Here is a 14300-nt window from a genome sequence, read left to right on the forward strand (position 1 = left end):
TTCAGTTTAAAAAAGAAGAGACAATGACCAGGAAGAATCATTAAGGACAGCTGACTCAGCAAACAGAGTATGTCCGATTCCTATCAATCATTATCTCATCTTTTTTTTGGTGTTCAGATCATCTTTTGGTTATATCATTAGATAGCAGTTGTCGCTCCACGGTAGATGATTCCACGTCTTGCGTCTACAGTGATCAGCTCATCCTGTTCAATAAGTTCCGTAGCATTTTCTGCTGAAACGATCACAGGTATACCCATTGCGATACCGATAACAGCGGCATGAGAAGTCAGTCCGCCTTGTTCCACAACGATAGCTGCAGATTTTTCAATAGCCGGCAGGTAATCTTTGTCTGTGTTTTTGACAACTAGTACGCCGCCTTCAATTGCTTTTTCCATAGCTTCTTCAGCAGAACCGGCAACGATTGCTTTTCCGATGACTGATTCAGATCCGACACCTTGACCGCTTGTAAGTTTTGATCCAATAAGCTGAATCTTCATAACGTTAGTTGTTCCACGCTCACCTACTGGTACACCTGCAGTGATAATAATCAGGTCGCCCTCTTTAGCGTACCCTTTCTCTACAGTCGTTTGAGTAGCCAAGTTGAACATGTCGTCAGTTGATGTTGGTTTTTCTGATACAGTAGGCTGTACTCCCCACTGCAGAGCTAGTCCTCGAGCAGTTTCTTCACTAAATGTAACTGCAAGAATATCAGCTTTAGGTCTGAACTTAGAAATCATACGTGCAGTATGTCCTGATTCAGTCGCTGCAACGATTGTTGAGATGTTCAAGTTTTTAGCAGTGTGACCGACAGCCTGACCGATTGCTTCAGTCATATCATTCTGGTCGTATGCTTTAAGTGCAAATGCATCCTGGTTAACTAAAGCAGTTTCAGTACGCATGGCGATGTTGTACATTGTCTGTACAGATTCTACAGGGTAATCTCCTGCTGCAGTTTCACCAGAAAGCATGATTGCATCGGACCCGTCAAATATAGCATTCGCTACGTCTGAAGCTTCAGCTCTAGTTGGACGAGGATTTGCCTGCATTGAATCCAGCATCTGAGTAGCTGTAATAACTGGTTTACCAGCATCATTACATAGACGAATCATTCGTTTTTGAACAATTGGCACGTCCTCAGTCGGGATTTCAACTCCAAGGTCACCACGAGCAACCATCAGGCCGTCAGAAATCTTAAGGATTTCTTCAAGGTTGTCTACACCTTCCTGGTTTTCGATCTTAGGAATGATCTGAACATGCATTTTATCTTCTTTTTCCAGGATTTCAGTAATTTCAAGTACATCAGAAGGACGTCTGACAAATGAAGCCGCGATATAGTCAATGTTGTTATCAAGTCCAAACATGATGTCAGAACGGTCTTTGTCAGTCAGACCAGGCAGATTTACAGAAACGCCAGGGACGTTTACACCTTTTTTGTTTTTAAGATCGCCTGTGTTCTGAGCAGTAGTTACGATATCTTCGTTTTCACGATCGATATCCGTTACTAGTAGATTGATAAGACCATCGTCAAGAAGAATGTTCGATCCAGGAGTCACGTCATTGATCAAATCAGCATAAGTGACTGAAAAACGTTCGTTTGTTCCTTCTACTTCATTCATAGATACACGAACTGTGTCCCCTTTAGTAATGGTCACTTTTCCGTCTTTCATGTTGTTCGTTCTGATTTCAGGACCTTTAGTATCCAGCATGATACCGACCATTTTACCAGTCTGTTCAGATGCTTTTCGGATATTCTTGATACGGTTCAGGTGCTCTTCGTGATCGCCGTGTGAGAAGTTAAGTCTTGCAACGTTCATTCCTGCTTCGATCAGTTTAACTAATGTATCAAGTGATTCACTTGCCGGTCCAATGGTACAAACAATTTTCGTCTTCTTCATTATCTGACTCTCCTAAAAAATAGTATTTGGTGTTGCATTTATATAAATGATGACTTAAAGCAATCCAACCTTAGAGGTATAGTTAGTTGGAAATTTCCTCATTCAGCTTAAACAAGTCCATGTTAGGTGTGTGGGTCATGTTGTCGAGTGTTTCAACGATATCTCTGACTATAATTTTCTCGTTGTTTATTCCCAGACAAACCCCGCCTTGTCCTTCTTTAAGGACGTCGACTGCTTTAGCTCCAAATTGAGAAGCAAGGACTCTGTCTCTAGCTGTAGGTGAGCCCCCACGCTGAACGTGTCCCAGGACTGTCACTCTGACATGGAAATTATCAATGGCATCCAGCTTTTCAGCAAACTCATTGCCGCCCATCACTCCTTCGGCCAGGATAATGATGCTGTGCTTTTTGCCTTTCTCTTTTCCTTCTCGGATGTTATCTGCTACTTCTGTAATGTCGAAGCCTTTCTCGGGAACGATGATCTGTTCTGCGCCACTGGCTACCCCAGTCCACAAAGCGATATCTCCCGCATCACGACCCATCACCTCGATTACGAACGTGCGGACGTGGGAGGTAGCAGTATCTCTAATTCTATCCAGCGCGTCAAGAACAGTATTGATCGTCGTATCGAATCCAATCGTGTAATCTGTTCCTGGAATATCATTATCGATCGTTCCGGGAACACCGACACATGGGAACCCATGCTTAGTCAAGGCGTAGGCGCCACGGTAAGACCCGTCTCCACCAATAACGACCAGTCCCTCGATACCGAAACGCTTAAGCTGTTCGATTCCTTTAAGCTGTCCTTCTTCAGTTGCGAATTGAGGATACCTCGCAGAATATAAGAAAGTTCCTCCTCGCTGAATCATGTCGCCGACATCTCTACGTGTCAGTTTTCTGATGTCACCAGCCACAAGTCCGGCATATCCGTAATTGACACCATATACTTCCATACCTTCATGTAATGCCTTTCTTACTACGGCACGTATGGCAGCATTCATTCCGGGAGCGTCTCCTCCACTTGTTAGAACGCCAATTCTTTTCATCTCATTTCCACCTTCAATGCAAATTTTCTTCACTCCCTGCCAAAAACTGACAGAGATATGTAAAATACCTCGGGCCATCATCCTACATGTTTCACCCTATAATATTTTACCTTAAACCATCATTTATTTACATACATTTATTATTTTATCATTTTTAACCGGTCTTGTCTTTTAAAATACAGAGATAAACGGATTAATTGCTGATTATTTCAGAAAAACATTCTCTTTTCCTAGTACTTCTATCAATTCATTCAACAGCTCCTCGTCCGGCTGAACATTGAATCTGCTTTTCAGCTTTTCTTTTCTCTCCGTGACCGGATCATAAATGATAACGGGTACTGCCCCATTTCTTTTTGAGACTATTGCCAGAATCTTCTGGAGTTTATTTCTGTCGTGATCCATATCCCTGATTCTTAAAAAAAGCCCTTTATGCGCTTCTTTTTTCTCCGTCAGCATTTCAACTGTGTTAGCTATGACATTGAGCTGGTCTCCTTTCCATTCTGCTTTTCCTTTCACTCGGAGAAGTGCTCCTTCTTTACATAAACGGGAGACTTTTCTATAAATATCAGGAAACAGTATGATCGTGCCTTCTCCAGAAGAGTCTGACACATCCATGAAAGCCATCGGTTCTCCACGTTTTGTCTGGATTTTTTTGATGGCTTCAACTTGCACAGCATAAGAAGAATAGCGTCCCGTTTCAGATACGGTGAGAAAATCGACATTACTCTGGGCAAATTGTTCTGCAGGATGCCCAGACAAGTAAAAGCCAGTCGCTTCAAATTCCTGCTGCAGCTTTTCCTTGAAAGAAAGCTCGGGCAGCTGCTCAATTCTTGGCGCCAGTGATTCGAAAAGTTCTGTGTTTCCATTACTCATTTTGATACTGTCTATGACAGATCCCAGCGAATGTATAAGAGTGTTTCTATTTGTTCCCAGCTCATCAAAACACCCCGCCTTAACTAGTGGCAGGATCATCTGTTCTTTACGCCATTTATCGCCCATCCTACTTACAAATGACATCAGGTCTTTATATGGTCCATTAGCTTTTCTCTCATTCATTATATGACTAATGAACTCTCTTCTCAAACCTTTCACCGTATCCAGACCGAAAATGATTGATCCATTGCTGACCGTGAACGAATACCAGCTGGAATTGATAGAGGGTTTCATGAGCGCTAGTCCCCGCTGTTTAGCTTCCATTAAATACTTCCTGACCTTATCCCTATTATTAGAGGTGGAGCGCATAAGCGCAACATAAAAGGCTGCCGGGTGATGTGCCTTGAAATAGGCTAACTGGAAAGCCAGTTTAGAGTAAGATACTGCATGAGATCTGTTAAAGCCATAATTGGCGAAACGTTCTATATGGGCATATATGGCTTCAGCATCTTCTTTCAAGTAACCTTTTCGCTTGGCTCCTGCAACAAACTGGTTGCGCCCTGCATCTATCTCAGCTTTTATCTTCTTCGATATAGCTCTTCTTAAAATATCAGCCTCCGACAAGGTGTATCCTGCAATCTTTGACGCAACTTTCATTACTTGTTCCTGATAGACAATTACCCCATACGTGACTGATAAAATATCTTTCAAGTCATCATGAATGTATTCAACTGATTCATTCCCCTTTTTTCGGGCAATGAAATGATCGATCTGTTCCATTGGTCCTGGTCTGTACAAAGCATTGACAGCGACGATATCTTCAAATTCGGTTGGCCCAAGTTTCTTGAGCACTCGTTGTATGCCGGCAGATTCAAACTGAAAAATACCATTTGTGTCCGCTGACTTAAACAGTTCCAAAGTTTCTGGATCATCTAAAGAAATATCTGAAAGACTGTCTTCAATCGATCGTCTATTCATTCCTGAAAGAGAAAGGCAATCGGCAAGTATGGTCAGATTCTTCAGTCCAAGAAAATCCATCTTCAAAAGACCTACAGTCTCGACATCACCCATCGTAAATTGTGTCAATGGCATGACCCCACTACCTTCCTGCAGCGGTGTTGACAGAATAAGAGGATCCTTGGAGATGACAACTCCAGCAGCATGTGTGGATACATGTCTTGGAAGGCCTTCGAGTTTCACAGCTGTCTTGAAAAGCATCAAATTAAACTCTGATTCTTTTACTAATTTTTTTAATTTATCTGATTCTTTATAGGCATCTTTTAACGTGATTCCCGGGCGCGACGGAATGGTATTGGACCATTTCTTTAGCTCTTCTGTTGTCAATCCAAAAACTCTTCCGCTATCTCTGATCGCCATCTTTGCAGCAAATGTACCGAATGTAGCTATTTGAGCTACATGGTCGCTTCCATATTTGTCGAATACATACGACAAAATCATTTCTCGCTTATTGTCAGGGAAATCAAGATCGATATCCGGTAAAGTAAAGCGTTGCTCGTTCAAAAATCTGTCAAAGAGCAAATCATATTTTATAGGGTCAACATCTGTAATCTTAAGGACATAAGAAACTAAAGAGCCTGCAGCAGATCCCCTACCTGACCCTGTGGCGATACGATTGTCATGAGCATACTTCATTAGATCCCATACAATTAGAAAATAATCCGCAAAGCCCATTTTACTGATGACGGTCAATTCTTTCTTCAGTCGCGTCTTGTACTTGTCATCATGATCAGGTACTCGTTTTGACAGCCATTCAAAAGATATCTTCTCAAGATACTGTTCTGAGCTGAGATTTTCAGGTGTATTAAATTCCGGGAGTCTCGTTTCCCACTCAAATGAGAGCTGGCTTTTCTCTATCAGGTTCTGAGTGTTGTTCAGCGCTTCGGTCAGTCCTTTTGACGCGTAATAGTTTAATTGCTCGCTTTTGTCCTTTAGAAAACCTGACCCCTCACTGAGCTGAAAATTATCTTCTTCAACAGTTAAGCCGTTGTCAATCGCGTGAAGAACTTTTATTGCAGACTGATCACTGTCATCCATCAGATAGACAGATTCACTGATGACTGATGGAATGTCTAGAGCATCGGCTATCTCCTGAATACCTCTAATTTCAGCCTGATAGGCATCGTCCCAGCGGATCCCTATATTTAATGCTGAACACTGTTCCGAAAGAGAATGTATAAAGATTCGAACTCGTTCAGTATCTTGCTTCATACCTTCCAAAACCTTACTGGTAACAGGAAAAATGATGCTTACATCGTTACTTATTGACGATAATCTGTTGACATCCACTGCTTGATGATGAAGCATAATATCGGTCGAGAATGCCATCAGTTCCTGATAGCCGATATTGTTATTTGCGATCAGAACTATTTCAGATTCTTCGGGCCATTCGTCGTTGGCAGACAAATCAACAGTCAATCCAATCAGAGGTTTTAAATTCTGTCTGACTGCTTCTTTATAAAATTCTACTGCCCCGTACATGACATGCTTATCTGTAAGCGCAATGGACGTATAGCCAAGCTGTTTAGCCTGGCTGATTACAGAAGGAACTGACAGTGTACTTTTTAATAATGTATATGAACTGAACACTTGAAGAGGAGTAAATTCCATTCCATCACCTTCCACATTAGACATTTCCATAATTTTGAACAGAATAAAGCCCTCAATGCAGCTTAATAGGCACATGCCCGTAATAGCATCATTGAGAGCTGACTTTATCTGATTCCTAACGCAATTCTTGCGTACCTGCTCATACGCGATGTATCCCATGCAGGATACCAGACAAGTTTGACATCAGTTTCTGTAATTTCTGGTACAGTTTTCATTGCATTTAAGATATCTTCAGTTATAACATCTGCCAATGGACAGCCCATTGTGGTCAGTGTTATTTTCATTTCGCAATATCCACCATTGAATACATTGACTTCATACACAAGGCCCAAGTTGACGATATCAATACCCAGTTCAGGGTCGATCACTTGCTCCATTGCCTGCATGATCCGGTTTTTCACATCCTGAATCTGTTCATCAGTCCATACTTCAGTCTCTTTAGTCATACGCTCTCCTCCTTGTTTCTCTCTTATATTCTAACATATTGCGAAGCCTGTGTTTACCTGAAAACAAAACTTTATTTGACGATGTGTCTTATCCTTCCTGAATTCAAATATACTTTTCATATAGGCTTTGATATACTGGATAAAGATGATTAAACGGTCAATGAGGAGAGATAGTGATGAAAAGAAAACTGATTGCACTCGATCTGGACGGAACGACATTAAATGACGCGTCTATGCTGAGTGTACGGACTAAGGATGTGCTGAACCGACTGCGCAAAGATGGACATATCGTTTCCATTGTAACCGGTCGGCCTTATCGTAACAGCTATTATTATTATAAAGAACTCGAAATGACAACACCCATTGTAAACTTCAATGGCGCATGGTGCCATAACCCCTCTGAGCAAAACTGGTCTCACAGCTATCATAAGACGTTGAGTAAAGACCTGGCTATCTCTATGCTCTCATTGAGAGAAAATCCAGAAGTCCAGCTGATTGCTGCAGAGTCACAACAATCTATTTATATAGAAGGCGAATACATCCCTTACCCTGATTTTTTTCCTGAAGGCATTGAAGTCAGTAAACAGCTGACCGCTGAGACGCTCCTTGAAGATCCTACTTCTGTCGGTGTTTTCACGTCTACACGTCAATACCAGCCGTATATCGAAGGAAAGATTATCGAACAGTATAAAGATGCTGTAGAAGTAAGAATGTGGGGCGGTGATACGCCATGTCTTGAAGTCGTCGCTGCTGGTGTACAGAAAGCACTTGGCCTCGAACGGATTGCGGCTTACTATAATATCGACCGCACAGATATACTTGCATTTGGTGATCAGGAAAATGACTACGAAATGATTCAATACGCCGGACTGGGCGTGGTGATGTCTAATGGCATCGACCGACTGAAAGCCATAGCAGGAGATGTTACTTCCTTTACCAATGATGACGATGGGGTTGCTCGTTATCTGGAATCTTATTTTGCTCTATAGATAAAAAATATGAGACCCACTGAATTGATTAACATCAGATTCAGCGGGTCTTTATATCATCTATCTATCATCTAAAATGAGTTCTTCCGTTGCTATTTTTGCAGATGTCAGAACGATCGGGACTCCTGCGCCTGGGTGTGTGCTGCTTCCAGTGAAATAAAGGTTCTCGACAGTTTTTGACTTAGCTTGAGGTCTGAAATGATTACTTTGAGTTAAAGTAGGTCTCAAACCAAAAGTTGCTCCGTTGTAAGCATTAAACTGGGATTCAAAATCCTTTGGTGTCGTATAGCTTTCAGAAATAATATCCTCTTCGATTGTTTCAAAACCTTTGATGGTCTTAAGTTTCGAGATAACCTGGTTTCTGTAATAAGCAATGGTTTCATCTGTCCATTCATACTTTGCTGTTGAGAGATCAGAAACAGGGACTAAAACATACAGCCCTTCTTTTCCTTCAGGTGCCAGATTGTGATCCAGCTTGGATGCAATGTAGACATAAAAAGAAGCCTGATCAAGCAGTTTTCCTTCAAAAATATCTTCCAGGTTTTCATCCAGATCTTTTGAAAAGACAAAGTTGTGGATGTTTTCCACCTCATCATATTTCTTGTCCATACCCAAGTACATAACGAAACATGAGCAGGAATACTTCATACTGTCGATTTTCTTGTCTGTGTATTTTCCTTTAGCTTTCGTATCTTTTACAAGGTTCTTCATGGCGTATGGGAAATCGGCATTACACATAACGTAATCAGAAAGGATTTTTTCTCCATTCAGCTTTATTCCTGTCGCCTGCTTATTTTCAATAACTATTTCGTCAACCTCTGCCTCGTATTTGACCTGGCCACCAAGTTCCAGAAACAGTCTTTCCATTGAACTGGCCATAGTATACATTCCACCTTTAATGAACCAGATGCCGTATAAGTACTCGATCATAGGAATAATGGTATAAAGGGATGGTCCGTTCATAGGAGAAATACCGATATAAAGAGTCTGAAAACTTAAGATCTGCTGTAGACGTTTATCTTTGACAAATTTACCAATTGAATGATTGGCACTGTCAAATGTCTTAAGTTTCATTGCCTGCTTCAGCATAAAAGGATTATAGAAATCAGACGCATTTCTGAAGGGTCTTTCAATAAAATACTCTTTGGCAATCGTAAAGCGTTCGTAAATATCTTTCAAGTAAGCAAGAAAACCTATAACGTCTTCTTCGCCGATCCCCTCAAGATGTTCAACAAGTTTGACAAGATCAGATGAAACATCTATCTTCTCGTCTTCAAAAAAGGCCGAATACATTGGATCGAGTCTCTGCATAGGAATATAATCATCCGGGTTCCTTCCAGCCAGCTCGAATACCTCTCTGTAGAGTTCGGGCATCATTACAATACTTGGACCTACATCAAACGTGAAGCCATCTTTTTTTAACTGATGCATCTTCCCGCCGGCCATTTTAGATTTTTCATATATCGTTACATCGTAACCCGCATGCTGCAGACGAATCGCACTCGCTAAACCGGCCACTCCTGCACCAATAACACTTACTGTTTTTGACATGCCTATCCAACTTTCCTGAATTATTTTTTGTTCAGTACGCCATCTTTCATTACATAAACCGTATCACAGTAATCAGTCAGCCGTTCATCATGGGTGACCATGATCGTCGCTTTTTTCTTCTTCTTTGTTTCTCTTCCTAAAATTTCAACCACTTCAAATGCACGATTCGTATCCAGACTGGCTGTCGGTTCATCAGCAAGAATGACCGACGGATCATGATACAATGCGCGCGCTATGGCTGCACGCTGTCTTTCTCCACCAGACAGATCGCTAGGGTATTTGTCGCTCAAGTCGTTGATCTTTAGTTCATCCAGTAAAGACTGCGCATCGTTTTTATCGAAGCTAGAGCGATTGATTTTATTGACCAGCCGAAGTTGATCTTTTACTGTGAGAAACGGAATTAAATTGGATGCCTGTAGAATGAACCCAATTTCATCAAATCGTTTTTTAGCCCGTTTTTTTTCATTAAGCTCACTGAACTTTTCATCGTTAATAAAAACCTTGCCTTCAGTAGGTGTCTGAAGCCCACCAATAATTGTAAGGAACGTGCTTTTCCCCGATCCACTGGGACCAATAACAGCGACAAATTCGCCTTCTTCTACAGCAAAATTTGTTTCCTTTAAGGCTTCGATTTTTTTACGTCCATCATCGAATGTTTTAGTTACATTTTTCAATTCAATAAGTTTCATTATTTTCTCCTAACTGATGGCTTCGAGAGGGTCAATTTTAACTACTGTTCTTACTGAGAAGAATGCCCCCATTAAAGCAACGATTATTAGCAATGTCGTAATACTCACAAAAAATAGAATATTATTCATATATGGTACCTCATTTGGTAGAACAATCCCTGTGACCAGAGTGAGACCAAGTCCAGTCAACACACCGAAGAGTGTCAGAAGCAATGTCTGTCCCACTACAGATTTACCAATGTATTTAGACGAAATACCTTGTGCTTTCATTACACCTAAAATCGAGGTTTTCTGAAGCGTCAAGACATAAATAAAGATACCGACTATCATAGCTGCTATAAGCACGAGAAAGCCGATCATCAGTCCAAAGGTAAGCACCTGAGCATTATATCCGGGCAGGTTGCTGATAAACTCGTCAATCTCATATATTTCCAGATCATCTGTACCTAGAGCTACTTCACTTAGTTCACCATTATCTGTCTGAACAACGATTGCACTGATAATCTCATCCTCTCTTTCGCCGAAGCCACTAGCTCTGATATGCTGATAGGTTGGCTGATCTGTATATAATACAGGCGCGACATTAAATTTAGCGTTATCAGTGAATCCGACGATAGTTACTGTTGTATCGATTCCTGCCAGAGATAATTCATCATTCAGTTCATATCCTTCTTCTTCTTTCAAGCTGATATCGGCAATCACTTCATTTTCATTCTGAATCGATTCCCCTTCCAGAATATCAGGGAAAATAAACTCATCTTCGTTAACACCGAAGAAAGTCACGTTCACTTTTGAATCATCGTCATCTTCCGATTCTTCGACCAATTGTACAACACTGGATGTTACGCCTAAAGACGCAGTTTCGGAGGCTTCCACATCATCGACAAGCTCTTTCGGAAACATCGACATATTGATATTTAGATTGGATTCATCCGCAAGAACGATTCCAGTTGCCTCCCATTTGTCGATACTGGTTCTGTTTTCCTGAGCAAGACCATAGGCCAGACCTGTTAGGAAGAAAACTAAATAGGAAACAAGAACGACTACACCAATGATAAGGGCGAACCTGGTTTTTGAATATTTTATTTCTTTCCACGCTAGAAACATATGCATTACTCCTAAAAATAATAATTTGAATTCGAAGTAAATTGTGAATAAACTTACACCGATTAACTACTATCATACATCATTTTTAAGATAACTACAATTATTTAAACTAAAAAAATCACCTGAAAAGAACAATGTCTTTTCAGGTGATTGAGCGATTTTTGAGCGATACTAGATAGATAGTCTATCAGTGTTTTTAATTATTCTGTTGCACGATCTTCGTCGATCAGGTACCAAGTGTGTATTCCAGCACCTGGTGTGTTTGGATCTTCTCCGACAGTAATGTCGTAAGCACCAACACGGTTGTTAACTGGGAAGACTTCATTACGGAATAGAGTTGGGATAATTGGCAACTCTTCCATGAAGTACTCCTGCCATTCTCTGAATACTTCTGCACGCCATTCAACATCGAAGCCCTGCTCGCTGAGCATATCTTCCATGAAGGCATCATTTTCTTCAGTAGCCCAACGTGTGTAGTTGAATGGTGCATAACGGCCGTAAAGTCCGTCTGGAGTAGGATCTGATCCAGTTCCCCAAGCAGCTTGATAGATATCGATGTTCGGATCATCAGCTTCAACACGGTCGTAGAATGAGTTGAACTCATGTAGACGTCCGTCAAGAAGTTGAACGTTCAGTCCGATATTTCTCCATGACTGCATGTAGTACTCGGAAATTGGCTCTGCCACATCTCCACCAGACATTGATGCAAAGTTGATGACCAGTTCTTCTCCATCTGGAGTTTCACGGAATCCATCACCATTTGTATCTTCATATCCAGCTTCATCAAGCAGTTCGTTTGCACGATCTGGATTGTATGGATATCCCTCGATATCATCATTGTAGTAATCAGCAAAGTTAGGAATGATTGGGGATGTAGCACGGCTACGTAGACCCTGGTAGAAACGGGCACCAACTGCATCGTTGTCGATTGCATAAGCCATAGCTTGTCTCAAGTTGACATCAGCCATTTTAGCATCTGGATCCGGAACGTTTTGAGCAGGCTCTGTTACGTTACCTTCATCATCTTCCTGTGCTCCCTGCCATTCACCTAGTTTAAATCCGATATAAGTGTAGGCATTTTCCTGACGACCTAGTACAGTATAGCCAGGAATATCTTCAAAGTTCTCATACTGGTCTGTAGGCATGCTCAGGAACAAGTCAAACTGGTGGTTTTCCATAGCTGCTACAGCAGTTGAAGAAGGAACAGTTTCAAGTTCGATTCTTTCAAGATTTGGTGTGCCTAAATAGTAATCATCGAAACGAGTATAAGATACAGATTCACCTGGAACGATGTTATCGACCATGAATGGACCGAATCCGATTGGGTTTTCACGAATTTCTGGTGCAGATTCAAGTTCAGCTACTGGAATGTCTTCCAGGTAGTGGCGAGGTGCTGCGTATGTCCAGATTCCTCCACCTGCTTGAAGCATCTGTACACCGACAGATTCATATTGAATTTCAAGAGTCAGGTCATCTACGACAGTGATCCCTTCAATGCTGTCAGCTTCGCCGTTCTTGTATGCTTCCATACCGACGATGCTCTGCATGTCAGAACTGTAACGTACACCTGTGTAGTCAGGGTGACCAATGATTTCATGTGTAAAGGCAATGTCGCCGGCAGTTACTTGTTCGCCATCGTGCCAGTAAACATCGTCACGTAAAGTAATTGTTACTAAGTTAGTATCCTGGTCAACATCAACAGTCGCTGCTCCAGAATCATCATACTGGTAGTTCTCGTCTGTTCCGACAAGTGTTCCCATTGCATACTGCATGACGATTGCATCCGGGTTACCAGTGTAAAGCTCATAGCTGAAAATACCAGTAAATGGTGAATCAGTTACGTATCCGATGCTTAATGTTCCGCCTTCGATTGCTTCCCCTTCATTCTCGACTCTCGTCTCAAATTCAATCGGTGCAGGACCTTCATCGGCAGTTTCACCGTTGGCATCGTCTTCTACTTCTTCCTCAGTAGCGCCATTCTCGTCTACGCCGTTATCATCAGTATCGGCAGTATCGCCGTTACCGCAGGCAGCCAAGATGAATGCTACAGCAGCAGTACTTGCAAGCATGCTATATCTTTTCTTGTTTGACATATTTTTTCTCCCCTTCTCTTATCCTAATCTTTGTTTAGCGTCTGCAGCACGTTGGAGCGCACGACCGACGTAGTTTATACACAGCACCAACACTAGGATGAGTGTTGAAGCCGGTAACCAAACCCAAGCTCTATTCTCCAGAATATCTGGATTGGTGGCATAGGCAACTAAAGTTCCTAAACTTGGTGTTCCAGGCGGAAGCCCGAAACCTAAGTAGGATAACCCTGTTTCTAAGCCGATACTTCCTGCAAAGTTCAGTGTCAGGTTGACGATGATCAATGAACTGATGTTAGGCATCATTTCACGAAGCATGATCACGAGTGACGGTGTTCCCATTGTCTTGGATGCACTGATGAAATCCAGTCGTCCGACTGTCAGTGCACGTCCCCTGATGAACCTTGCCTGGCCATGCCAGTTGAAAACTATAAGAATCAATGCAAATGTTAATACATTATAAGTCGGTACAATCGTAATAAAGATAATAATAATCATCAGCTGAGGCAAAATCATGATGAAGTCGATGATCCGCATGATGATGTTATCGATAAGTCCAGCATAGTATGCAGCAAGAATTCCGATAACAATACCGATAATACTAGTGACAACAGTCACTGACCATCCGAGAAGCAGTGAGTTTCTTGCTCCTATTATAAGGAGTCCAAAAATATCTCTTCCCGCTGAATCTGTTCCGAGTATAAATCGCATGCCTTCTCTAGCCGGATCTTCACTGAAAGCCATAGGTCTCAAGTACGAATCCCACAAGCTGACGTTGGTAACCTGATCCTGATCAATAAGAAAAGACCAGATGAAGATGGTGACCAGAAGTCCAACCAGCAATATTAGAGAAGCCAGGGCCAGCTTGTCTCTCACAAATTCACGAACAATAACTTTCATACCCATTGGTGGGGAAGAAGCGGCCATATCATCCGACAGGACTGCTGCTTCCGCGTCTTGATTCGTTGCCATAAGATTTATTCATTCCTT

Annotated in this window: 10 protein-coding genes; 1 reads left to right on the top strand and 9 read right to left on the bottom strand. The window is 41.8% G+C overall.

Annotation, left to right across the window (positions count from 1 at the left end; translation table 11 throughout):
- Nucleotides 1-137: 137 nt before the first annotated feature.
- The 4 genes from pyk to BMX79_RS02350 form a co-directional block, all read right to left on the bottom strand.
- Entirely contained in the window at nucleotides 138-1895 is a 1758-nt protein-coding gene (gene pyk / locus BMX79_RS02335; RefSeq protein ID WP_091478782.1) for a pyruvate kinase, read from the bottom strand.
- An 82-nt stretch (nucleotides 1896-1977) separates the two neighbouring features.
- Entirely contained in the window at nucleotides 1978-2940 is a 963-nt protein-coding gene (gene pfkA, locus BMX79_RS02340) for a 6-phosphofructokinase (protein WP_091478784.1), read from the bottom strand.
- Between the two features lie 204 nt (nucleotides 2941-3144).
- Nucleotides 3145-6441, bottom strand: coding sequence for a DNA polymerase III subunit alpha (gene dnaE / locus BMX79_RS02345; protein ID WP_177165384.1), 3297 nt, complete (start codon nucleotides 6439-6441; stop codon nucleotides 3145-3147).
- 104 nt (nucleotides 6442-6545) lie between these two features.
- Nucleotides 6546-6887 carry a metal-sulfur cluster assembly factor gene (locus tag BMX79_RS02350; protein ID WP_091478788.1) on the bottom strand — a complete coding sequence of 114 codons (342 nt, stop codon included), beginning with the start codon at nucleotides 6885-6887 and terminating at the stop codon, nucleotides 6546-6548.
- Between the two features lie 176 nt (nucleotides 6888-7063).
- Here BMX79_RS02350 and BMX79_RS02355 point away from each other — a divergent pair, with 176 nt between their 5' ends.
- A complete protein-coding gene (locus tag BMX79_RS02355) occupies nucleotides 7064-7876 on the top strand; it encodes a Cof-type HAD-IIB family hydrolase (protein WP_091478789.1) in 813 nt (270 codons plus the stop codon).
- Between the two features lie 60 nt (nucleotides 7877-7936).
- On the opposite strand, the gene BMX79_RS02360 is transcribed toward BMX79_RS02355, so the two are convergent.
- From BMX79_RS02360 to BMX79_RS02380, 5 genes are all read right to left on the bottom strand, one after another.
- Complete coding sequence (locus tag BMX79_RS02360; RefSeq protein WP_091478791.1) at nucleotides 7937-9427, bottom strand: phytoene desaturase family protein; 1491 nt, start codon at nucleotides 9425-9427, stop codon at nucleotides 7937-7939.
- A gap of 20 nt (nucleotides 9428-9447) precedes the next feature.
- On the bottom strand, nucleotides 9448-10116 hold the full coding sequence (locus BMX79_RS02365) for an ABC transporter ATP-binding protein (protein ID WP_091478792.1): 669 nt from the start codon (nucleotides 10114-10116) through the stop codon (nucleotides 9448-9450).
- Nucleotides 10117-10125: 9 nt separating this feature from the next.
- Entirely contained in the window at nucleotides 10126-11223 is a 1098-nt protein-coding gene (locus BMX79_RS02370) for an ABC transporter permease (RefSeq protein WP_091478794.1), read from the bottom strand.
- Nucleotides 11224-11423: 200 nt separating this feature from the next.
- Nucleotides 11424-13316 carry an oligopeptide ABC transporter substrate-binding protein gene (locus BMX79_RS02375; protein ID WP_091478795.1) on the bottom strand — a complete coding sequence of 631 codons (1893 nt, stop codon included), beginning with the start codon at nucleotides 13314-13316 and terminating at the stop codon, nucleotides 11424-11426.
- An 18-nt stretch (nucleotides 13317-13334) separates the two neighbouring features.
- Nucleotides 13335-14282 carry an ABC transporter permease gene (locus BMX79_RS02380; RefSeq protein ID WP_246117619.1) on the bottom strand — a complete coding sequence of 316 codons (948 nt, stop codon included), beginning with the start codon at nucleotides 14280-14282 and terminating at the stop codon, nucleotides 13335-13337.
- Between the last annotated feature and the right edge of the window lie 18 nt (nucleotides 14283-14300).

Source organism: Alkalibacterium pelagium, assembly GCF_900109325.1.
In the GTDB taxonomy this organism is placed as follows: domain Bacteria; phylum Bacillota; class Bacilli; order Lactobacillales; family Carnobacteriaceae_A; genus Alkalibacterium; species Alkalibacterium pelagium.

Excerpts from the sequence above, each read along its gene's own strand:
- BMX79_RS02350 (WP_091478788.1), bottom strand. The coding sequence starts at position 6,887 with ATGACTAAAGAGACTGAAGTATGGACTGATGAACAGATTCAGGATGTG.
- BMX79_RS02375 (WP_091478795.1), bottom strand. The coding sequence starts at position 13,316 with ATGTCAAACAAGAAAAGATATAGCATGCTTGCAAGTACTGCTGCTGTA.
- pfkA (WP_091478784.1), bottom strand. The coding sequence starts at position 2,940 with ATGAAAAGAATTGGCGTTCTAACAAGTGGAGGAGACGCTCCCGGAATG.
- BMX79_RS02365 (WP_091478792.1), bottom strand. The coding sequence starts at position 10,116 with ATGAAACTTATTGAATTGAAAAATGTAACTAAAACATTCGATGATGGA.
- pyk (WP_091478782.1), bottom strand. The coding sequence starts at position 1,895 with ATGAAGAAGACGAAAATTGTTTGTACCATTGGACCGGCAAGTGAATCA.
- BMX79_RS02360 (WP_091478791.1), bottom strand. The coding sequence starts at position 9,427 with ATGTCAAAAACAGTAAGTGTTATTGGTGCAGGAGTGGCCGGTTTAGCG.
- dnaE (WP_177165384.1), bottom strand. The coding sequence starts at position 6,441 with ATGGAATTTACTCCTCTTCAAGTGTTCAGTTCATATACATTATTAAAA.
- BMX79_RS02355 (WP_091478789.1), top strand. The coding sequence starts at position 7,064 with ATGAAAAGAAAACTGATTGCACTCGATCTGGACGGAACGACATTAAAT.
- BMX79_RS02370 (WP_091478794.1), bottom strand. The coding sequence starts at position 11,223 with ATGTTTCTAGCGTGGAAAGAAATAAAATATTCAAAAACCAGGTTCGCC.
- BMX79_RS02380 (WP_246117619.1), bottom strand. The coding sequence starts at position 14,282 with ATGGCAACGAATCAAGACGCGGAAGCAGCAGTCCTGTCGGATGATATG.